The following is a 19989-nucleotide window of genomic DNA, read 5'->3' as shown; positions in this document are numbered from 1 at the left end:
TGATGCCATGACCGCCGCCGACACGGACGCCAAGGCCGACCTCCACCACTATCTGCAATCCGCCCGCGACGCCCTGCTGTGGAAGATCGACGGGCTGTCGGAGTACGACGCCCGCCGCCCGTTGACGCCGACCGGCACCAACCTCCTGGGGCTCCTGAAGCACACCGCCAGTGTCGAACTGGGCTACCTCGGCGACACCTTCGGGCGGCCGTCGGGCGAGCCACTGCCCTGGCTCGACGACGACGCCGAGCCCAACGCGGACATGTGGGTCACCGCCGCCGAGTCCCGCGAGGACATCGTGGGCCTCTACCGCCGGGCCTGGGCACACGCGGACGCGACCATCGACGCGCTGCCGCTGGACACCGTCGGCCGGGTGCCGTGGTGGCCCGACGACCGGGACGAGGTGACGCTGCACCACGCCGTCGTCCGCGTGATCGCCGACACCCACAGGCACGCCGGGCATGCCGACATCCTCCGGGAACTCATCGACGGCGTGGTGGGCATGAACGAGGGCAACACCGGCATCCCGTCGCACGACCCGGCGTGGTGGGAGGACTATCGAGAGCGGCTGGAACGGGCGGCCAAGGAGGCCGACGGAAAGGCGTGAGCCGCGCCCGCGAAGGGGCGCGGCACGGCCCGAGACCGCACCCGCAGGCACGGCTCACGACGAATCCACAGGCGTGCCCCGAAGTTCTTGAGAATCGGCCGGAATTCCGGCCGAATACGCATTGCCCGGCCCGATCACGACCCCTTATCGTGGGCGTATGACTGCCGGGTCGGCCTTGAGCCGTGAGCGGATGGGTTACCCGGCCTCCGAGTGAGGCCGGGGCGGGCCAGGAGCCCGCCCGTTGAAGTTCCGCGCGCCTAACATCTTGCTCCAACACCCTTCTCCTTCCTCGGTGTTGCTGCGCGCGCGTCGAACTCCCCCTTCACGCTGCACCACACCACACCACAGCGCGCCGTATCACACGACAACGACAGCGCGCCGTATCACGCCGCGCATTCCGCCGACGCGCGCTCCCTCAACACAGCTTCCGTCGGCACGCATTCCGCAGGCACGCGTTCCGTCGGCACGCATTCCGTCGGCACGCCTTCCTGTCGGCAATGTGCTGACCCGCGCGCCGCGGCAATCACCCATGCCCGAATTCCGCGACGAACCACGTCGCCGTCCACCGAAAGCAGAGAATGCCCAACCCCTTCAACCAGCAAGTCATCGACGAATTCCGCGCCCGTCACGGCGAGGTCGGCGGCTATTTCGAAGGCGCCCGTCTGATCCTCCTGACCACCACCGGCGCCCGCACCGGCAACCGGCACACCACTCCCCTCGGCTACCTCCCCGACGGCGACGGCACGATCCTGGTCATCGCGTCGGCCGGGGGCTCGCCCCACCACCCCGACTGGTACCGGAACATCACGGCCCACCCCCGGGTCACCGTGGAGACCGGGGCCTTCACCTACGAGGCCGAGGCCGTCGTACTGCGGGGTGAGGAGCGGGACCGGGCATTCGCGCGGGCCGTCGAGGGTGATCCGGGGTGGGCGGAGTACCAGGCGAAGACGGACCGTACGATCCCGGTCGTCGCCCTGCGCGAGGTGCCCGTGGCCGGACCGCCGAACGTCAACGCCGACTCCATGGGCGAGGCACTCAAGGTCGTCCATGACGCCTTCCGCCGCGAACTCGCCCTGATCAAGAAGGAGTTGACTGCCAGTGGCGGCAGGGCCGGCCTCGGCGCCCAGCTCCGCGTCAACTGCCTCACCTTCTGCCAGGGCCTGCACAACCACCACACCGGCGAGGGCATGGGCCTGTTCCCCTTCCTCGGCGAACGCCACCCCGAGCTCGCCCCGACCCTGGCCCGCCTGCACGAGGAGCATGAGCGCATCGCCGCCCTCGTCGAGGATCTGCGCCGGGTGGTGACCGCCGAGAACGCCGACCCCGTTGCCGTGCTCCCCGAGATGGAGCGCCTCATCGACGAACTCGAAGCCCATCTCACCTACGAGGAGGAGCAGTTGATCCCGGTCCTGGAGGCCGCGACGAAACCCGCGGAGTGGGCGGCAGGGCGCGAGGACGAGACCGCGGCCTCGTGAGAGGGGCGCGCAAGCGGGTCCGTCGGACCGCGTGAACCACCGGCGAGCGGCGCACGAGCCCCCTGGGGGGAGGGAGATCGGGCTCGCGCCGCCGCTCACCGGCACCCGCTCACCGTAGCCACGACCTCGATCACCGAGGTGCCGGTACGGTCATGACTCCGCCGCCTTCCGGTAACACGCCCGCCACGCCCGCCCCAGCCGTCCCCACCCGGGCGCCGCACCGCCCCCGCCCCCGTTCCCGCCCCCGTCACCACGGCAACGCACGCGCGTGCACCACGTCCAGTCGCGACACCGCCCGGGTGAGGACGACGTACAGACGGTGCAGCCCCCGTTCCTCGGCGGCCGCGATCGCCGCCGGTTCGACGACCACGACATGGTCGTACTCCAGACCCTTCGCGACGCCCGCCCCCAACACCGTGACCCGCGCCTGCGGTTCGTCCGGGCCACCCGCGGTGATCCCGGCCTCGTCGAGCGCCTGCCACAGCCGTACGACGTCGGGTCCATCGGCCGCGATGACCCCGACGGACCCCTCATCCGCGAGCGCGTCCCGCACGGCGGCCACGGCCTCGGCGACGACATCCTCACCCAGAACCCACTGGCCGACCGTGACCGGCCCGGTCTCCGCCCCCTCTCCCCCTCCACCCCCCACCCTCCTGATCCGCAACTCCCCGTCCCTGCGCAGGGACCGGGCGGCGGGCACGTCCACCCCCAGGCGTCCCAGCAGCCCGTTCGCCAGTGCCACGACGGCCTGCGGCACCCGGAACCCGGTGGTCAGAGGGACGACCTGGGCGTCCGGCTTGCCCAGATGGGAGAGGAGGCCGCGCCAGTCGCGGGCGGCCCACGGGGTCGTCCCCTGGGCGAGGTCACCGAGGACGGTCACCGAGCCGTAGGCCGCTCTGCGGGCGATCGCGCGGCACTCCATCGGGGAGAGGTCCTGGGCCTCGTCGACGACGACATGGCCGTAGCCGTCGGGGTGGGCGAGCAGCCCCGCGACCTCGTCGAGGAGGACGAGATCGGCGGCCGACCAGCGGGCCGACCGCCAGGTACGCGGGGGCTTCGCCCAGCCGACGGCCTTCCGCTCGTCCGCGTCGAGCAGCCCCTCCGCCGCGTCGGCGAGCACCTCCGGGTCCCCGAGCAGCCGGGCCACGACCTCCTCCGGCCGGACCTTCGGCCATACGGCGTCGACGTACGCGCCGACCGGCCGCGACCGCGAGATCCGGTACAGCCAGGCGTTCGAGCGCGGCCCGGCCCGCCGCTCCGCCTGGTCCCGCAGCAACCGGACCACCCGTGCCCGGACCCGTTCCCGCCCGACGTCGTACGGCAGTTCCTCGGCCCGTACGTCCGCCACGATCCGCCGAAGTTCGTCCCCGGCCACCCGCCAGCGATGCGAGCCCTCCGCCAGGACTAGGGAGCCGAACGCCTCCCCCCGCTCCGACGCCTCCCCCCGCCCCGACCGGTCCCCGGACCCGCCGCCGCCCGCGACGCCGGCGTACAGCGCTCGTCGGAGCACCTCCGCCATCCGCGCGTCGTGCTTCACCACCGCCGCCCGCTCGTCGTCCTCCGCCCTCACCTCGTGCCGGGCGATCTCGTCCGTGACCGTCGACTGACGTACGCCCGTCTCGCCCAGCGCGGGCAGCACCTCCGCGATGTACGAGAGGAACGTGCGGTTGGGGCCGAGGATCAGCAGTCCGCCGCGACGGATGCGCTGGGGGTGGGTGTAGAGCAGGTACGCGGCGCGGTGCAGGCCGACGGCCGTCTTGCCGGTGCCGGGGGCGCCCTGCACGCAGACGGAGGTCGCCAGATCCGCCCGCACCAGATCGTCCTGCTCCGGCTGGATGGTGGCGGCGATGTCGCGCATCGGACCGAGCCGAGGCCGCTCGATCTCGGCGGCGAGGAGGCTGCCCGGGGACGACGTGCCAGTGCCGACGTCGGCGTCGGCGTCGGCGTCGGGCTCCGGGCCGGACTCGGGGCCGGGGCCGGGGCCGGGGCCGTTCGAGGGGCTACGGCGTTCCAGGTGCTCGTCCTCCAGCCCCGTGAGGTCGGCCGAGTCCCCCCGGCTCCCCGGCGCCCACCCGAAGCGACGCCGGACGGCGACTCCCTGGGGATCACGGGAACTCGCCTGGTAGAAGGCCCGCGAAACCGGTGCACGCCAGTCCACGACGAGCGGCGGCACGGCAGGGTCCTCGCTGATCCGCAGCCGCCCGAGGTGGTAGCTCTGCCCGGCGTGGTCGCTCCGCGCCCGAGCGGCGAAGTCGAGCCGCCCGAAGAACAGCGGCCCCTCCGGCAGCTCACGCATCTCCTTGGCTCGGCTGCGCAGCCGATACCCGAGCACCTCCGCGTCGGCGCCCGAGGCGGAGACGTCCTCGCCGACGACGACCTGCTCGCCCGCCCCTTCGACCATGGCGGCGAGCGCGGCACGGCAGTTGTCGTGGTACGCGCGTTCGTGGGCCAGGACGTCCTGGAGGAGGGTGGGGTCGCCGGCGGGGTCGGCAGGGGGGTCGGCGGGGTCGCGAGGCATCATTCCGCCGAGCGTACCAAAAATGCAACCGAGTTAAATTTATTACCGAGGATCACGCACTCTCGCGAGCACCCCGGGCGGGCCGCTGCTCACTGCGCCGGAAGCGTCCTCAGCGCATCCCGAGCGGCAGGGCCCCCTCCAGCCGCCCGAACACCCGCTCGGCAGCGGCGACGGCATCCCGCTCGACCTCCTCCAGCGGATCCCCCCGCTCCACCCGCCGCCGGTTCTCCTCCGCGAGCACCCGCCGTACGGTCACGATCTGCCCGGCGGCGACCCGCGCGTCGAGCCCGCCCCCGAGCACCTCGGCCAGCGCGGCCTCGGCCCGCTCCAGATGGCCGTACGCCCGCGCGACCAGCGACGGCGTCCCGTAGAGCAGCCGGTGGAAGGCGAGCACCTGCGGATGGTCGCTCAGCCCGGTCACCGGGTCCCGTCGGGCCAGCCCCGCCAGGAAGTGCGCCCGTACGGCCCCGACCACCGACTCACCCTCGGCCCTCCCCGCGACCACCCGCGCCGTCTCGTCCTCGTGATCGGCGATCCGGTACAGGACGAGGTCCTCCTTCGCCGGGAAGTACCGGAAGAGCGTCGGCTTCGAGATCTCCGCCGCCGCGGCCACCTCGGCCACGGACACCGCGTCGAACCCCTTCTCCAGAAACAGCCGGATCGCCACGTCCGACACCGTCTCGTACATCCGCCGCTTCTTGCGCTCCCGCAGCCCGCTCCCGCTCTCACTCATGGCGCCGAGCCTAGGGCGTGTTTCGGAAGTCCCTTCGTCGCCCGCAGAAGGGACTTCCGAAACACGCCCTAGGACCCCTGGGCACCGCCCGCGCGTGCCCGGAGCCACCGGGTCAGCGCGGCCTCGATCGCCGATACCCCCGGGACCTCCTCGACACCCAAGGGGTACGCGCCCTTGCTCAGCACGTCCCAGATTGTCCGGCTCGCCCGGCGGAGCAGGGACCGGTACGCCGTGGGGTCCGCCGCGGGTGCCAGGCGCAGCGCCTGTGAGGTGCGGATGACGTCGGTGAACACCGACTGCGCCTTCTTGTAGTCGAGGAGTTTCGGCAGGTCCTCCTGCCAGCCCCGGGAGCTTCCCGGCCGGACGCCCTCCACGAGCGCCCACCAGCGTTCCCTCATCCGCCGTTCCTGTTCCGGCGGGTAGCGCATCAGGTAGAGGTGGGTGGCGAGGTCGTAGAGCGGGTCGCCGAACATCGCGAGTTCCCAGTCGATGGCCCAGAGGCGGCGGTCGCGGTCCACGATGAGGTTCTCTCGGTGCAGGTCGGCGTGCAGGAGGCAGAAGGGGCGCTCGCGCAGGCCTGACACGTGCTTCCTGAGCTGCTTGAAGGAGTCGGAGTCCAGGTTCAGGTCCGCGAACAGGTCGCCGTACTCCGGCAGGTTGTCCCCGTACACCCGGTCCTCGGTGAAGCAGATCAGCCGGTCGAGGAAGCCCGCGCTGTCGCCCTCCCGCGCGCGGTCCCGCCGCTCGCACCTCCGCTTCACCAGCAGGGTCCGGGGGCGGACGGCGACCAGTTGCCCGAACAGGGTGAGGATCTGCTCGAACTCCTTCTCGGGCACCGTCGTGTCGGACGCGTGGAGCTCCCCGAGTGTCTGTCCTTCGATGAACCGCTGGAGGACGGTGCCCTCGACCTCGATGAGGTCGGGAATGTTGTCGATGCGCCCCTGGAGCTCGGTGAGCAGGCGCTCCTCCGAGTCGAAGCAGCGTCGGTCGAACCACAGCAGGCTCTCGCGCGGCTCACGGCACTTCCAGCGTCCACCCTCACCGACGGCGGACTCGGCGGGCAGACGGAAGACGTAGGTCTCGTGGTGGTAGCCGCTGAGCGGTCCCTCCACCCCACCCGGGTCGGCACTCATCTCACCGGCGCGGCGCCGCCCCGTGGAATCCGATTCAGCTGGCATTGCCCGTTCTCTCGCCGTGGTCGCACCCGTGGTGAAATCCAGGAAGTGGAGGCACGGTACTCCTCCGTGGGCGAGCATCGTGCCAGAAGCCGGGCATTGGCAGGTGGCGGTCCACCGGTTGAACGCTCACGCGCCCGGCCCCGTACTGACACGCGTCGCGCGACTGTCCGAAGGTGTCTCAGCCCTGAGGCAGGCGGTCGGCTGCACCACACTGATCACGATGACTGCCATGAACCCCACACTCGACGAGACGACCGAGCCGCTCCGACCGCGGCGGCTGCTCGGCGGGGCCCGAGCCGTCCTCCTCGACTTCGACGGCCCGGTCTGTGACCTGTTCGCCGGACGGTCGACCCGGCCTGTCGCCCTGGAGATCAAGGCCATGGCACGGGAGAAGTGGAATGTGCTCGACCCCGCCGTGGAGGCGTGCGACGACTCGCACGGCGTCCTTCAGCTCCTCGGGGACATGCTGGACCGGTCACGCAGGGACACCGCCCTCGACCCCGCCGTCCTGCGCACGGCGAGCGACATCGTCACGCGGTACGAGGACGAGGCCGCGGGTTCCGCGGTACCGGCACCGGGGGTTCCGCTGCTGCTGGACACCCTGCTCGGGCACGGGAAGCGGCTGGCGATCGTGACGAACAACGCGGAAGGACCTGTACGCAAGTTCCTCGAACTTCACGGGATGTCCCGGAAGTTCGAGGCGGTCTGCGGCCGTGACCCGCGTGAACCGCGCCGCATGAAGCCCGATCCGAGTGCGGTGCGGCTCGCCCTGGAGCGCCTCGGGCACATCGGGCCGGATGCCGCCGTGCTGATCGGCGACCAGCCCAGCGACCTCGGGGCGGCCGTGGCCGCCGGCGTACGGTTCCTGGGCTACTCGCCGGACCCCGAGCGGAACCGCCGACTGCGCCACGCGGGCGCGCACGCGGTGGTCACCTCACACGCCGAACTCATCGCGGCGTGCGCGCCTCGACCGGTCGGTCGCCCTCGTCCATGAGCAGGGTCGGTCGCCCTCGTCCATGAGCGGGGTCAGTCGCCCTCGTCCGTGAGCAGGGTCAGTCGTCCTCGTCCGTGAGCAGGCTCCAGACCGAGTCGAACCAGGCTTGCGCGGCATCGACGAAGACGGTCCCCTGGGACGCCGGATCGGTGTCCTTGACGTGGTGGGTGAGGGTGGCGCCCAGGCCGAGTACGTCGAGGGCGTCGACCTGTTCGCCCCCGCCCACCTCGATCGGGCGCACGACGACCGTGTAGAAGCCGTGCAGCGCTTCGGTCCGGTTGAGCAGATACACCTTGAAGGTCGGGGTGATCGGCGCGTGCCGGACCACGACCTCGACATGCGGGACCAGGCCCTCCCGCTGGAGATCCTCCAGCGCCTCGCGCAGCGATGACTCCTGCACCCGGGTGATGCCCCGAAGGCGCTCCTGAGGCCGCGTGTCCTTCTGGGACCCCATGGCTGTCGGATATGGCAGGGGCATCGACTCGCGGGGCAGAAGCATGCGCAGCACGATGCGCTCGGGTGTGATCTCACCGTCGCGTACGCGTTCGGCCTGCAGTCGGATGTGCGTGCTCAAGGACTCCGACGTCAGAGTGTGGATGTCCAGAAGCACTTCGTCGTGCTCGAAGGCGAAGTCGAAGAACGAGCGCGGTGTCACCTTGCCCGCTCCCCGGGGCCGCGCCCGCTGGGCACCCAGCACGCGGGTCCCGCTCCCCCGCCGGGTCTCGACCAGGCCTTCCTCGCTCAACCTGGCCAGGACCCTCCGGAGGGTGTCACGGGAGACTTGGAGTTCGTCGACGAGTTGCCGCTGCGGAGGGAGCGACGCCCCCGCCGGATACGTGCCGTCCTCCATCCCGGCCCGCAGCCGCTCCAGGGCATGCTCGAACTTGCTGCCGCCACCCGCGCCGGTCCGTGTATCGCCCACCTCCCGACCGTACCGCTCCCCGCCATCGGGCAAACCAGTTTCGGTCAGCGAGCAGCCCAACTGGTCTGCCAGTTAAGGGATCAGTCCAATCGGGAATACCAATTACAGGTCAATCATCGACCAATTGGACTGACTGCCGGGGGCAGTCAGCAGAACGGGGTGGAGAACATGGTGTTCTGGGAAGTGGTGGTGGCGGCCGTCCAATTCGTCGCGGCCCATCTGGTCGGGCGGACCCTCGGCCCTCTCGGGCTCCTCCTGCTGATGCTCGTGGCCGTGGCCCTCCGGATCGGTCAGGCGCGACTGGCCTGGTGGACGGCCCTTCTCTTCGTCCTCCTGATGGTTCAGGCCTGATCCGGCAGGTGCGTGCGGAGGACGTCCAGGACCGGTTTCAGGGAGTTCACCGTGTGGGAGAGGGGAACGCCCGCTTCGAGGAGGGCCTTGAGCTTGCGTTCGTTACGCGCGTAGCCCAGGAAAGCGACGCCGGCCTCGCGGGCGGCCTCGAAATCGGTGGGGGCGTCGCCGAGCATCAGGGACCGGGACGGTTCGGCGCCCATCGCGGTGAGGGCCTGGCGCAGGGTGTGGGGGTGCGGCTTCATACGGTCGAGGTCGCGCGTACGGCCGTAGATGTACGGGAAGCAGTCGGTGAGGCCGCGCGTCGCGATGTAACGGGCCGCCGCGAGCGCCGAGTTGTTGGTCGTGATGGCGAACCTGGCCCGCCGCGACCAGGTCCGGATGAGCGGGTCGGCCCAGGTGGTGGGGTACGCCTTGGGCGCGGCGGTCAGCTCCTGCTGGGTGAGCCACTTCTCCACGTCGGTGATCAGGTCGCTGCTCGGGTGGCGCCGGCCCAGACCCAGGAGAACCACCTGCGGGTCGGCCGTACTCCGCTCCCGCTCCGTCAGCAGACCGCCCAGCCCGCGCCGGTCGATCAACGCGACCAGATCTCGGGCCACTTGGTGCGCGGGATGCCCGGAGAACAGTCGACAGATCGGCCCGTCCAGGTCCCAGAGCACGAAGCGGACAGGGGTGATCAGTTCTCGAAGGGAGTCTGTCTCTTCCGTCACCGGTTCAGTCTGCGCCGTATCAGCCGTGTCAGGAGTCACTAGGAGAGTGTCAGGTCCGTCGTGATGGTTTCCCAGAGGGCGTTGAACCATTGCTGCGACTGATCGACGAAGGCGGCGTCGCGGGGGCCGGTCTCCTTCTCGAAGGAGAAGAGGAGGGACTGGGTGCCGAAGGCGTCGTACATCTCCAGGGGGCCGTCGGCCATCTGCTCCTCGCGCTTCATGAGCATGTAGTAGGCGATCAACGCCTCCTGGCCGTTGAGGAGGTAGAGCTTGACGGGCGGCGTGAAGGGGAGGGCCCGGAAGGTCACGCGGACGTCGAGCTTGTGCGAGGTGCGCAGGGCCTGGAGGTTGTGGCGCAGGACGCGGACCTGGGCGTTGCGCTGGTCGAGCCAGCGCTTGTGGACGGGGTCCTCCTCGTCGTCCTCGCCGCGCCCCTCCACCGGCACCGGGAAGGCCAGGTTGATCTTCCGGGAAGGGAGCAGGATGCGGACGTCGATGGACTCCGGGCGGATCGTTCCCTCATGGATACGGCGGACCGGTTCACCGAGGGCCAGCATCAGGGTCTCGGCGGTGAGGCAGGCCGCGTCGACGCGGACGTGCGGCGCGGAGAAGGCCTCGGCCAGGCGGGGGCCGAGGCCCACCATCGTCGGCTGCGGCTCGTGGCCCGTGGAGTGGCCGACCTCGGCGACCCGGGGCGGGCTCCCCTTGCTCACGTTGCTCAGCAGCCCGTCGTCCTGCAAGGCGCGCAGGGCCTGACGGACCGTACCGCGCTCCACACCGAACTCCTCCGCCAGTTCGGCCTGGGTGGGCAGGCGCTCGCCGGGCCTGAGGTCGCCGCCGCGGATGCGGTCCCGCAAGGTCGCGGCGATCTCCTGGGACGAGAGCTTTCTGCTGCCGTTCACTGCAACGTTCTCCTGGGTCACGACCAAACGCTACAACTCTCACCCATCTTTGGGGAGTTCACGGGAAGGTGGTTATAAACTTGAACCAAGTGGGAACCATTTAAACTAAGTTGGTTGCCAACTTGGCGAAGTTGGCAAAGTTCTCCGGCCCTCTCCACCGCTCTCCACCGCTCTCCACCGCTCTCCGCGGTTCTCCGCGGTTCTCCACTGATCTTCCCGCACCGCCCCGCCCGCGCCAGCCCTTCGGAGGAGGTACCACCATGCCCGCTGCCATCGCCCTCGTCTCCGCCCTCGCCGTCGTCGCCCTCCAGCGCTTCGTCGAATGGCGCTACGGCACCATGGGAATCGTCGGCCTGCTGTTCCTCACCGTCGGGTTGAAGGCGAACAACCACACGTGCAGCTCGATCGGCGCGGTCATCCTCGCGCTGATGTTCGCCGGACCGGCGATGTGATGCCGTCAGCCGGTGCTCGCGGCCGTCAGCTCGTGAGCAGCAGGTCCGAGCTGATGGTCTCCCAGAGCGCGTCGAACCACAGGCGGGACTGCTCGACGAAGGTCGTGTCCCGGGGCGCGGCGGCACCCACGCTCCGCTCGAACGCGAACAGTGTGGACTGGGTGCCCTCGGCGTCGTACATCTCCAGCTGCTCACTGTCCACTTCGGCCTCCTTCCGCTGCACCGTGTAGTACGCGAACAGCGCTTCCTGGCCGTTGAGGAGGTACAGCTTCACGGGCGGGGTGAAGGGCAGGGCCCGGAAGGAGACACGGACGTCCACACCGTGCGTGGACCGCAGGGCCAGCAGATTGTGCTTGAGCACCTGACCCTGGGCGTTGCGCTGGGCCAGCCAGCGGCGCTGCAGCCGGCCGTCGACCGACGCGTCGACCGGGGCCGGGAAGGCGAGCGGGATGTCGCGGCTGGGCAGCATCACCCGGACATCGACCCTGGCCGGTTTTATGCGCCCCGCGTGAATCTCGCGCAACGGCTCACCCACGGCGAGCGTGAGGGACACGGAGGTCAGGCAGAGAGCGTCGATCTTCACATGCGGCGCCGCGAAGGCGGCGGATATGCGAGGGGCAAGCTCCACCATCGTCGGCCGTGGGGCGGCCCCCGGACCACCGACGGCCGCCGCGCCCACACGTGGGGCGACAGTCGCCGGACTACCCTTGGAAACGTTGGTGAGCAGGTGCTCCGACTGCAGGATGCGCAAGGCCTGCCGCACGGCTCCGCGTTCGACGCCGAACTCGTCCGCCAGCTTCGCCTGTGTGGGCATGCGCTGTCCCGGTCGCAGCTCGCCGGACCTGATCCGGCCGCGCAACACGTCGGCCACCTCGTGGTGTGACCTCTGGGGCCGCTGTGACGACTTCCGCCCATCGACGGCCGTGCGTTCCCGCTCCACGCACAAACACTACAACTTCTCGCCATCTTTGGGCAGTTCGTGGGAAGGTGGTTATGAGCCGACTCCAAGCGGAGATAAGTAAGGTGAAGTTGGTCGCCAACTTTCGCAACATGGTTAAACTTTTGGATGGTTGGTGACTCTGGCAACTGCCACCGACCCTCGCACAGACCGACCGATCGACCTCCCTTCCGGAGGGGAGCCGGGAGTTCGACCGGTTCGCACCGCCACAACTGAATGGTTCAGCCACAACTGAATGCGCAGCCACAACCACAACTGAACAGCTCAGCACCGAGTAAGTGAACAGCTACGGATACCCGCACACACCGAGAAAGGTCCCCAGAGGCCCCACAGGCCTCAGAAGATGTCCGGGCACCATGGACGCCTGGACGTCCGCAGCAGGGCGTCGGCCACGGAGGCGGCGCCCTTCCGCTGTTCCCGCACCCGGCCGAGCGCCGCGAGCCGTACGGCCGACTCGTCGCCCAGCCAGAGCGTCGCCAGGTCCGCGGCTTCCAGGACGAGGTCGCCGTCCTCGCTCGTCGGCACACAACTCGCCCCGTCCGGTCCCGCGTCCAGCCGGTACCGCCCGCCCGCGAAGCCGTCCCTGTCCACGACCTCCAGCACCAACGTCCCGGTCCCCGCGTACGTACGCGCCTCCAGTGCCCGTACGACGTCCAGGATCCGTACCCACAGCCAGTCCGCGTGGGTGGTGACGCCCACGGCGCGCGGGTCGGGGAAGAAGTGCGGCAGAAGGTCGTCGGGGGCGCGCCAGCCACACTTGACCTTGGTGATCCAGTCGATCGAGCAGAGGTAGTGCCACAGGGCGCGCTCGGCGGCCGGGGTCGTCGCGATCAGCCAGTTGACGTCGGCCGTGTTCTGCGGCTGCTTCATCCGCCAGGTGTCGTCCGCCTCGTACGAGACCAGGCCTTCGACCTCGCCGGTCGCCGAGCGGTACACCGCGTAGAACGGTTCGGTCCAGTTGCCGTGGACCCGCAGGTCACCGGTGTTGATACGCCACCAGCGCTCGTTGCGGCTCACCGCGCCGGGCTGGGCGGCGCGCAGACGGTCGTGGAGGGCGGGGCCGAGGGCGCGTACGGTCGCGCCGTCGACGAGGTCGACCCGGCCGCCGTCCGCCGGGCCGGACCAGCGGGGGTCCAGGCCGGTACGGGGGACGTCGATGGTCCACTCGGTGGTCCAGGTGGCGGGGCCGAAGCCGTAGCGGCCGTAGATGGGGTACTCGGCGGCGATCAGGGTGGCGACGACGTCGCCGCGGTCCTTCGCGGCGGTGAGGTCGTGGGCCATCATCCGGGTGAGGAGGCCCCGGCGGCGGTGGGTGGGGCTGACCGTGACGTTCGAGATGGCGTCGGCGGGGACGGTGCGGCCGCCCACGGCGGTGAGTTCCTGGGGGAAGGAGCGGAAGGTCGCCACGGGCTGGGGGGTGGGGGCGGTGGGGTCGAACGCGGCGAGCGTTCGGGACGGGTCTATGTGGGACGAGCGGTCCTTGAGCTCCTGGGGGGTCAGGGTTTCCGGGGCTCGGAGGAAACCGATGTTCAGAGCGTTCAGCCAGGCCGGGATCTCGTCGTCGGTGACGGGGCGTACGGCTATGTCGGGGGAGGGGCTCATGGGGTCACGCTAGGGGGGCGTCGGTGGTGTGTCTCCGGTTTTCCTCGCCCCCGCCGCCCCTACCCGTCCCATCCTTAAGGGGCTGCGCCCCTTCGACCCCCACACGTCCGCCCGGTGGGGGCTGGTCGCGCAGTTCCCCGCGCCCCTGAGACGGCCGGAGGCCATCAGGGGCGCGGGGAACTGCGCGAGAAGCCCCACTCAGCCGCGGCCGACAACGAACCCTCTACGTCAGCAGATCATCCACCTGGGCCTCGCCCTCCCGGTAGCGGCGGGCGATCTCGGCGCTGCAGTCGTCCGCGGTGCGTTGCAGGTGTTGGCGACGGCCGGAGATCTGCTGCTCGTGGTGGACGAGTCGAGCGAGACCCGCGGTGAGTTCGTCGTCGGTGCGGGCTTCGAGGTCGGAGAGTGCGACCTCGTCCAGCATCTCGGCGGCCAGCCGGCGGTGCTCCTCGCCGTGCGGCGTGCCCACGGTGACGTGGCGGGCCGACGAACGGTGCCGGGCCGGGGCGTCCGTGAGGATCGCCGAGAGCCGGTCGACGAGCGCCGAGGGCTCTGTCGAGCCCCGCGCCGCGGGGTCCGCCGCACCGCCCCTGCGGGCCAGTTCGGCACGCAGGATGTCGATACGGCCCTGAAGCAGCCGCCGCAGATAACTGAGGTCGGCCTCGTCCCGCTGGGCGTCCCTGCGCAGGGTGCGCAGTTCGGGCAGCCGCAGCCGGAACAGTTCGTGCTCGGCCGGGTCCGGCGGCGGCAGTGGTCCGCTGTCCGTGCGCTGGACCGGTGGCCGACGGACGCCGGGGCCGGGCCCCGGCGTCGTACGGGTAGACGTCGCAGTCCCCGGGGGCTGCCCCATACTCGATGTGCTCATGCGCCTCAACCGTCCCCTCGACCGGTGTGTGTGAGCATCGTGCCACTCTCCGTGGCCGCTTTGTGACCGAGTCCACGCGATCCACCCCAGATGGTCGGTAATGGATCAATGAGAAAGACCGGGCAAAGCGCTCTTCAAACCCCCGTGATCACAAACCCCCCGTAAGGAGGACCCCCTGGCGTACGGCTGATGGACGGCGGCGGCATGATGGTCGGCATGCGTGCGGTGGTGCAGAGGGTCGACGGCGCGAGTGTCGTCGTGGACGGTGAGACGGTCGGGGCGATCGAGGGCGAGGGGCTGTGCGTCCTCGTGGGGGTGACGCACGACGACACCAAGGAGAAGGCGGCGCAGCTGGCGCGCAAACTGTGGTCCGTGCGGATGCTGCACGACGAGAGGTCGTGCAGCGACGTGGACGCGCCGCTCCTGGTGATCAGCCAGTTCACGCTGTACGGGGACGCGCGCAAGGGCCGGCGGCCGACCTGGAACGCGGCGGCGCCCGGTGACGTCGCCGAACCCCTGGTGGACGAGGTCGTCGCACAGTTGCGGGCGCTGGGGGCGACGGTGGCGACCGGGCGGTTCGGGGCGTCCATGCGGGTCTCACTGACGAACGACGGGCCGTTCACCGTGCTGCTGGAGATGTAGGACACCCCGGAACCGAGCGCGGACGCCTACGGCTCGACCACCACTTCCTGGGCCGCCGCCGTCGTGTCCGCCAGGAGCCTCGCGTCCACCGGGATGTTGCGCTTGACCAGGGCCAGGGCGACCGGCCCCAGTTCGTGGTGGCGTGCGGAGGTGGTGACGAAGCCCAGCTTGCGGCCCTCGGCACCGTCGTCCGCCAGACGGATCTCCGCGCCGCGCGGCGGGAGGTGTACGTCGCTGCCGTCCAGGTGCAGGAAGACGAGCCGGCGCGGGGGCTTGCCGAGGTTCTGGACGCGGGCGACGGTCTCCTGACCCCGGTAGCAGCCCTTCTGGAGGTGCACCGCCGTCCCGATCCAGCCCAGCTCGTGCGGGATGGTGCGGTGGTCGGTCTCGAAGCCGAGACGGGGCCGGTGCTGCTCGACCCGCAGCGCCTCGTAGGCGAGCAGGCCGGCGGCGGGGCCCGTCTTCTCCGCGTACGACTCCAGGTCCGCGCGCGGGAGGAACAGATCACGGCCGTACGGCGTCTCGCGGACGACCGTGCCCTCCGGGACCTCGGCGATCGAACCGGCCGGGAGGTGGACGACGGCGAAGTCGCCCGTCCGGTCGGCCACTTCGACCCGGTAGAAGAACTTCATCGACTCCAGGTACGCGAGCAGCGCCTCCTGGGTGCCGGGCTCTACGTGCGCCCAGACGGTGGTGCCGTCGTCGACCAGGTACAGCGCGTGCTCGATGTGACCGTTGGCGGAGAGGATCAGCGCCTCGGTGGCCTCGCCGGTGGGAAGCTCGCTGACGTGCTGGGTGAGCAGCAGGTGCAGCCAGCTGAGCCGGTCCTCCCCGGAGACGGTGATCACGCCCCGGTGGGAGAGGTCGACGAATCCGGTGCCGTCGGCGAGGGCGCGCTGTTCACGGAACAGGTCGCCGTAGTGGGCGGCGACGCCTTCGTCCACGCCCTCGGCGGGGACGGCGCCGGACAGGGACAGCAGAGGGCTTTTCATATGCCTAAGCCTACGACTTGGTACTTGAAGCCTTGAGGGTGCAGTTCTCGCACCGGCCGAAGATCGCGAAGTGCTTCATGTCGGTGTCGAACCCGAAGGTCTCGCGCAGTTTCGCCGTGAAGTCCGTCGCCACCGAGACATCGGCCTCGATGACGTTGTCGCAGTCGCGGCAGACCAGATGGATGTGGTGGTGCCGGTCGGCCAGGTGGTACGTCGGTGCCCCGTGCCCCAGATGGGCGTGGCTGACCAGCCCGAGCTCCTCCAGGAGCTCCAGGGTCCGGTAGACCGTGGAGATGTTGACCCCCGACGCCGTCTTCCTCACTTCCACGAGGATGTCGTCGGGGGTCGCGTGCTCCAGGGCGTCCACGGCTTCGAGCACGAGTTGCCGCTGCGGCGTCAGCCGGTAGCCGCGCTGCCTGAGGTCGCTCTTCCAGTCGGTGCTCACCACACCACGAGTCTAGGACTACTTGAAGAACGCGATGCCGTCGTCCGGCATGTCGTCCGGGAGGGCCTTGGCCCAGCGTTCGACGTCCTCGGCGGTGACGACCTTCTTCAGGTGCGCGGACATGTAGGGGCGCAGCTCGACGTCGGGGGTGGACTTCTCACCGACCCACATCAGGTCGCTGTGCACATAGCCGTACAGCCGCTTGCCGCCGCTGTAGGGACCGGAGGCCGCCGTACGCGCGACCGCGTCCGTGACCAGGTCGATCTGCGGCTTCTGCTTGGCCAGCTCGCCGTACCAGACCTCGACGACACCGTCGTCACGGGTCATGACGATCTCGACCTTGCGGTCGGCGTCCACCCGCCAGAACCCGGACTCGGTCTCCAGCGGCCGCACCTTGTTGCCGTCCGTGTCCAGCACCCAGGTGCGGGAGCGGTACTCCAGGAAGTCCCGGCCGTCGTGGGTGAAGGTGACCTCCTGGCCGAAGTTGCACTTCTCGGAGCCGGGGAAGTCGTGGACGCCCGCGCCGGCCCAGTCGCCGAGCAGGAAGGCGAGGGGGACGAGGTCCTTGTGGAGGTCGGACGGGATCTCGATCATGAGTGGCGGTTCCTGGGAGTCCTGGAGGTCCTGGGCGTCGGTCGGACGCGGGTCAGCGCTGGCCCTGGTACAGCTTCTTCACGGCCAGGCCGGTGAAGGCGAGAACGCCGACGGCGACCAGGACCAGCAGGGTCTCGAAGAAGATGATCACGAGGTGCTCCTCGATTGAGCGGGAGACGTGCGGTACGCACACAGGGCCGGACCCCAGCTTACGCGGCCGGGGTCCGGGGGCCGGCGTGAGGTCGGCCCTTGCCTCCCCGGGGGGCGTCAGCCGAGCAGCTGGCTCTGCAGGACCACGGTCTGCCAGAAGGGGACCGCCGGAGCCCCCGCCTCTCGGGACTGCAGGATCACCGCGTACACGTCCCCCGCCGAGACATAGGCCTGGCGGACCTGCTCGGCACCGTACGGCTTCGCCTCGGCATAGGCGGTCCGGCCGATCCCCGGCACGAAGGCCGCCTCCGGGAAGTCCTCGTCGTACTCGACCTCGCCCGCACCGCGTACCCGGTAGGTCGGGCTGACGTGGGCCAGGGCGTGGCTCGCCAGCTCGGCGTCCACGACGTTCGTCGTGTTGAACCGGAGCAGGTAGACCCGCGTCCGGGTGCCGTCCGGGGTGGTCCAGCCCCGGGCGGCGATGTGCCGCAGGCCGGTGTCGACGAGTTTCTGCCCCAACTCCTCGCGGTCCTCCGCCTCGAACTCCGCCAGATACTCCTTCACCGGCAGCCAGCCGTCCGAGCCACGCAGCGCTCTGTCCTCCTTCGCCCCCTCGGGCGCGGGCAGGACGAGGGCGCGCAGATCGGCGTGATGGGCTCCGGCCGGGTTGTCCTCGGCGAAGGGCTCCGGGCTTCCGGACGGCAGCGGCGGCCTGACGAGCCGGGGGAAGACCCAGCGCCCGTCCGACTCCGTGGCCAGACCGGGTACGTCCGTGCGCTGCGCCGTGGCGATCCCGTACGCCGTGGCCGTCACCACCGAGGCGAAGACGGCGACGGCGGCGGTCCACCGGAGGAGGGCACGCAGGACCCGACGTTCACGGCGGGGCGGGTGCGGGGGAAGGACCTGCGACGGCTCGGGAACCGGGGGCTGTGCCGGCCCGGTGGCAGGGGGCTCCGTGGCCGGCGGCTCCACGGTGTCCGCCGCCGAAGCCGAGGCGTCGTACGTCTCCGGTGTCTCCGGTGTCTCCGGCACGGCTTCTTCCGTGGTGCGTGACTGCTCGCTCATACGGACACCCCCTGTTCGGCGACACGGTCGAGCTGGGTGCGCAGAAGTTCTGCCGCGCCCCGCTTGTCGAGGGGCTTCGCCGCGCTCGCGGTGAGGGTGACGAGGACGTCGCCCGCGTAGGCGGAGCAGAACATCCCGTCCAGGGTCTTGTCGCTGCCCTTCGGGGTGAGGAAGCACCTCGCGTTGTCGTGGCCCTTGATCCGCGGGCCGTCGCGGAAGACGTCCAGCGAGGCGAGGAACTCGTTCTGGAACGTCGAACTGCCGCGCAAGGCGCTCCTGTTCTCCATGCGGGCGAGTGTGATGCTGACCGAGGAGATGCCCTCATCGGTCCGGTAGCCGAACGAATCCGTGCTGAAGTAGCTGCGCATCGCCATGCCCTTGATGCGCTGCCGGTCGATCTGCCTCTCCAGCCGCTTGCGCTGGGCCCGGGGCAGACCGCTCAGGGACTTCTTGCGCAGGGCCGTGGCCTGGGCGCCGCTGAACTCCGCGTCGGAGCCGAACTCCGCGAGATCCGGCCCCTGGACCCAGGTGTCGGTGCCGTACGGCACCAGCAGCCCCGCGAGACCCGGCTGTGCCGTCGCCTTCTCCGCCCGGGCCCGCGCCTCGCTCTCGCCCTCACCCTCGTCCTCGGGGAACTTCCAGTTCGGAGCGCCCGCGTCGCGGTCCGCGCCCCGTACGGTCACGACCGTGAACCCCACCCCGGCGATCAGGGCCCCCACGAGCAGCGCGGCCCCGGCGACCACCGCGATTCGCCGACGCGGCGCGGGCCGTCCGGTACCCGGCGCGGCCGTCTCCGGACCCTCCATCTCCGGACCCTCCATCTCCGGACCCGCCATCTCCGGACCCGCCATCTCCGGACCCTGCGTCTCCTGACCCGGCGGCTGCCCGGTCGCCTCCTGCCGCGGCGTCTGCTGCCCCGGCGTCTCGTCCGCGCTCACAAACGCTCCATCTGTCGCTCGGCCAGACCCATGATCATCTTCTTGGGGATCACCTTGGCGCCGTAGACCCAGATCTCCATCGCGACGTCCCCGCGCCAGGCGTGCGCCTCGGCGCTGTACAGCGGCTCGTATCCGGGCTCGGTGTCCGGCCGGGTGTGGACGTACGCCATCCCGTCCCCCGTGCCAGGGATGCCCCAGCTGTCGGTGTCCGGCTCCTCCTCCGCCCAGGTCTGGTGGTTGTTGCTGGAGTCGCCGGCGGCCATGCTGTTGTGCTGCCGGAACTGGACCAGCCTGATCTCCACCTGGTACGAGTTGCCGACTTCCCAGCCGACGACGGCTGCCCGGCGGAACTCGTCGTTGACGAGGGCACCGAACTTCTCGTTCGGATCGGTGAAGGCGTCGGAGTAGGCGGCCATGGTCATCCAGCCGTCGGCGCTCTCCAGCCACTCGGCCTTCTTGGCGCCCGCCGGCTTCTTCAGCAGAAGCCGGCGCAGATCGCCGTCCGTCTTCACCTTGCGGTCCTGGGCGGCGGAGAGCGGCTCGGGTCCCTCGCCCTCGGCCCGGTCCATCACCGGCTGCGAGAGCGGGGGCAGTGCGGTGGGCTCCCGGTCGGTCTGGACGAGGTATCCGGCACAGGTTCCGGCGATCACCCCCAGCACCGCCGCCGCGGCGACGAACAGGACGCCGCGCCCCCGGCGCCGCGCGCGGGCGACGGGCTCCGAGAACTCCCCTTCGGGTCTTTCCGGCACTTCCAAGGCACTCCCCCGCAGAACGTGAAGCGCGGACTCCTTATCCGCGCACAGGAGACCCATGGACCGCACACGGGGTTGCACCGAGGATGATCACGATTCGGACTAGGGCCCTTCTGATGAACCTCCGTGGAGGAAGGAGCGGCG

The 19989-nt window shown here is 70.4% G+C and carries 21 protein-coding genes; 6 read left to right on the top strand and 15 right to left on the bottom strand.

What is annotated here, in order from left to right:
* Positions 1–7: 7 nt before the first annotated feature.
* Both K1J60_RS23805 and K1J60_RS23800 read left to right on the top strand, forming a co-directional pair.
* Positions 8–607 (top strand): DinB family protein, encoded by a 600-nt coding sequence (locus tag K1J60_RS23805; RefSeq protein ID WP_220647949.1) that lies wholly within the window; start codon positions 8–10, stop codon positions 605–607.
* A gap of 578 nt (positions 608–1185) precedes the next feature.
* Positions 1186–2082 carry a nitroreductase/quinone reductase family protein gene (locus K1J60_RS23800; RefSeq protein WP_220647948.1) on the top strand — a complete coding sequence of 299 codons (897 nt, stop codon included), beginning with the start codon at positions 1186–1188 and terminating at the stop codon, positions 2080–2082.
* A gap of 247 nt (positions 2083–2329) precedes the next feature.
* Here the strand turns inward: K1J60_RS23800 and K1J60_RS23795 are convergent, their stop codons facing one another.
* From K1J60_RS23795 to K1J60_RS23785, 3 genes are all read right to left on the bottom strand, one after another.
* A complete protein-coding gene (locus K1J60_RS23795; protein WP_259407884.1) occupies positions 2330–4603 on the bottom strand; it encodes a HelD family protein in 2274 nt (757 codons plus the stop codon).
* 106 nt (positions 4604–4709) lie between these two features.
* Positions 4710–5333, bottom strand: coding sequence for a TetR family transcriptional regulator (locus tag K1J60_RS23790; RefSeq protein ID WP_220647947.1), 624 nt, complete (start codon positions 5331–5333; stop codon positions 4710–4712).
* A gap of 68 nt (positions 5334–5401) precedes the next feature.
* Entirely contained in the window at positions 5402–6511 is a 1110-nt protein-coding gene (locus K1J60_RS23785) for a phosphotransferase family protein (protein ID WP_220647946.1), read from the bottom strand.
* Positions 6512–6740: 229 nt separating this feature from the next.
* On the opposite strand from K1J60_RS23785, the gene K1J60_RS23780 reads away from it, so the two are divergent.
* Positions 6741–7505, top strand: coding sequence for an HAD family hydrolase (locus K1J60_RS23780; protein WP_220647945.1), 765 nt, complete (start codon positions 6741–6743; stop codon positions 7503–7505).
* Positions 7506–7563: 58 nt separating this feature from the next.
* On the opposite strand, the gene K1J60_RS23775 is transcribed toward K1J60_RS23780, so the two are convergent.
* The gene (locus K1J60_RS23775) at positions 7564–8427 is read right to left on the bottom strand and encodes a winged helix-turn-helix domain-containing protein (RefSeq protein ID WP_220647944.1); all 864 of its coding nucleotides are present in this window, start codon (positions 8425–8427) and stop codon (positions 7564–7566) included.
* Between the two features lie 168 nt (positions 8428–8595).
* Here K1J60_RS23775 and K1J60_RS23770 point away from each other — a divergent pair, with 168 nt between their 5' ends.
* On the top strand, positions 8596–8778 hold the full coding sequence (locus K1J60_RS23770) for a hypothetical protein (protein WP_220647943.1): 183 nt from the start codon (positions 8596–8598) through the stop codon (positions 8776–8778).
* On the opposite strand, the gene K1J60_RS23765 is transcribed toward K1J60_RS23770, so the two are convergent.
* Together K1J60_RS23765 and K1J60_RS23760 are read right to left on the bottom strand one after the other, a co-directional pair.
* The gene (locus K1J60_RS23765) at positions 8769–9488 is read right to left on the bottom strand and encodes an HAD family hydrolase (protein ID WP_259407883.1); all 720 of its coding nucleotides are present in this window, start codon (positions 9486–9488) and stop codon (positions 8769–8771) included. The genes K1J60_RS23770 and K1J60_RS23765 overlap by 10 nt on opposite strands.
* A 38-nt stretch (positions 9489–9526) precedes the next feature.
* Positions 9527–10390, bottom strand: a complete 864-nt coding sequence (locus K1J60_RS23760) for a GntR family transcriptional regulator (RefSeq protein ID WP_259407882.1) — start codon at positions 10388–10390, stop codon at positions 9527–9529.
* A gap of 260 nt (positions 10391–10650) precedes the next feature.
* On the opposite strand from K1J60_RS23760, the gene K1J60_RS23755 reads away from it, so the two are divergent.
* Entirely contained in the window at positions 10651–10842 is a 192-nt protein-coding gene (locus tag K1J60_RS23755; RefSeq protein WP_033526007.1) for a hypothetical protein, read from the top strand.
* A gap of 25 nt (positions 10843–10867) precedes the next feature.
* Here the strand turns inward: K1J60_RS23755 and K1J60_RS23750 are convergent, their stop codons facing one another.
* The 3 genes from K1J60_RS23750 to K1J60_RS23740 all read right to left on the bottom strand — a co-directional run bounded on the left by K1J60_RS23750 (position 10868) and on the right by K1J60_RS23740 (position 14267).
* The gene (locus K1J60_RS23750; protein WP_220647940.1) at positions 10868–11788 is read right to left on the bottom strand and encodes a winged helix-turn-helix domain-containing protein; all 921 of its coding nucleotides are present in this window, start codon (positions 11786–11788) and stop codon (positions 10868–10870) included.
* A 348-nt stretch (positions 11789–12136) separates the two neighbouring features.
* Positions 12137–13402 (bottom strand): GNAT family N-acetyltransferase, encoded by a 1266-nt coding sequence (locus K1J60_RS23745; RefSeq protein WP_220647939.1) that lies wholly within the window; start codon positions 13400–13402, stop codon positions 12137–12139.
* Positions 13403–13625: 223 nt separating this feature from the next.
* Positions 13626–14267: an RsiG family protein gene (locus tag K1J60_RS23740; RefSeq protein ID WP_033526010.1), complete on the bottom strand. Its 642-nt coding sequence runs from the start codon at positions 14265–14267 to the stop codon at positions 13626–13628.
* A 216-nt stretch (positions 14268–14483) separates the two neighbouring features.
* On the opposite strand from K1J60_RS23740, the gene dtd reads away from it, so the two are divergent.
* Positions 14484–14909, top strand: coding sequence for a D-aminoacyl-tRNA deacylase (gene dtd, locus K1J60_RS23735; protein ID WP_033526071.1), 426 nt, complete (start codon positions 14484–14486; stop codon positions 14907–14909).
* A gap of 26 nt (positions 14910–14935) precedes the next feature.
* Here the strand turns inward: dtd and ygfZ are convergent, their stop codons facing one another.
* The 6 genes from ygfZ to K1J60_RS23705 form a co-directional block, all read right to left on the bottom strand.
* Complete coding sequence (gene ygfZ / locus K1J60_RS23730) at positions 14936–15901, bottom strand: CAF17-like 4Fe-4S cluster assembly/insertion protein YgfZ (protein ID WP_220647938.1); 966 nt, start codon at positions 15899–15901, stop codon at positions 14936–14938.
* 10 nt (positions 15902–15911) lie between these two features.
* Positions 15912–16349 (bottom strand): Fur family transcriptional regulator, encoded by a 438-nt coding sequence (locus K1J60_RS23725; RefSeq protein ID WP_220647937.1) that lies wholly within the window; start codon positions 16347–16349, stop codon positions 15912–15914.
* Positions 16350–16364: 15 nt separating this feature from the next.
* Positions 16365–16940, bottom strand: coding sequence for an FABP family protein (locus K1J60_RS23720; protein ID WP_220647936.1), 576 nt, complete (start codon positions 16938–16940; stop codon positions 16365–16367).
* Between the two features lie 267 nt (positions 16941–17207).
* Positions 17208–18155: a hypothetical protein gene (locus K1J60_RS23715; protein ID WP_259407880.1), complete on the bottom strand. Its 948-nt coding sequence runs from the start codon at positions 18153–18155 to the stop codon at positions 17208–17210.
* On the bottom strand, positions 18152–19093 hold the full coding sequence (locus K1J60_RS23710) for a flagellar basal body-associated FliL family protein (protein ID WP_259407879.1): 942 nt from the start codon (positions 19091–19093) through the stop codon (positions 18152–18154). Before K1J60_RS23710 ends, K1J60_RS23715 begins: the two co-directional genes overlap by 4 nt.
* Positions 19090–19842 carry a hypothetical protein gene (locus K1J60_RS23705; protein WP_220647935.1) on the bottom strand — a complete coding sequence of 251 codons (753 nt, stop codon included), beginning with the start codon at positions 19840–19842 and terminating at the stop codon, positions 19090–19092. The genes K1J60_RS23710 and K1J60_RS23705 overlap by 4 nt, the downstream gene beginning before the upstream one ends.
* Between the last annotated feature and the right edge of the window lie 147 nt (positions 19843–19989).

This window comes from Streptomyces akebiae, from assembly GCF_019599145.1.
Lineage (GTDB): Bacteria > Actinomycetota > Actinomycetes > Streptomycetales > Streptomycetaceae > Streptomyces > Streptomyces akebiae.
This window is presented reverse-complemented; position numbering and strand designations above follow the sequence as displayed.

Excerpts from the sequence above, each read along its gene's own strand:
- K1J60_RS23790 (WP_220647947.1), bottom strand. The coding sequence starts at position 5,333 with ATGAGTGAGAGCGGGAGCGGGCTGCGGGAGCGCAAGAAGCGGCGGATG.
- dtd (WP_033526071.1), top strand. The coding sequence starts at position 14,484 with ATGCGTGCGGTGGTGCAGAGGGTCGACGGCGCGAGTGTCGTCGTGGAC.
- K1J60_RS23800 (WP_220647948.1), top strand. The coding sequence starts at position 1,186 with ATGCCCAACCCCTTCAACCAGCAAGTCATCGACGAATTCCGCGCCCGT.
- K1J60_RS23715 (WP_259407880.1), bottom strand. The coding sequence starts at position 18,155 with ATGAGCGAGCAGTCACGCACCACGGAAGAAGCCGTGCCGGAGACACCG.
- K1J60_RS23720 (WP_220647936.1), bottom strand. The coding sequence starts at position 16,940 with ATGATCGAGATCCCGTCCGACCTCCACAAGGACCTCGTCCCCCTCGCC.
- K1J60_RS23805 (WP_220647949.1), top strand. The coding sequence starts at position 8 with ATGACCGCCGCCGACACGGACGCCAAGGCCGACCTCCACCACTATCTG.
- ygfZ (WP_220647938.1), bottom strand. The coding sequence starts at position 15,901 with ATGAAAAGCCCTCTGCTGTCCCTGTCCGGCGCCGTCCCCGCCGAGGGC.
- K1J60_RS23745 (WP_220647939.1), bottom strand. The coding sequence starts at position 13,402 with ATGAGCCCCTCCCCCGACATAGCCGTACGCCCCGTCACCGACGACGAG.
- K1J60_RS23770 (WP_220647943.1), top strand. The coding sequence starts at position 8,596 with ATGGTGTTCTGGGAAGTGGTGGTGGCGGCCGTCCAATTCGTCGCGGCC.
- K1J60_RS23795 (WP_259407884.1), bottom strand. The coding sequence starts at position 4,603 with ATGATGCCTCGCGACCCCGCCGACCCCCCTGCCGACCCCGCCGGCGAC.
- K1J60_RS23755 (WP_033526007.1), top strand. The coding sequence starts at position 10,651 with ATGCCCGCTGCCATCGCCCTCGTCTCCGCCCTCGCCGTCGTCGCCCTC.
- K1J60_RS23780 (WP_220647945.1), top strand. The coding sequence starts at position 6,741 with ATGAACCCCACACTCGACGAGACGACCGAGCCGCTCCGACCGCGGCGG.
- K1J60_RS23785 (WP_220647946.1), bottom strand. The coding sequence starts at position 6,511 with ATGCCAGCTGAATCGGATTCCACGGGGCGGCGCCGCGCCGGTGAGATG.
- K1J60_RS23740 (WP_033526010.1), bottom strand. The coding sequence starts at position 14,267 with ATGAGCACATCGAGTATGGGGCAGCCCCCGGGGACTGCGACGTCTACC.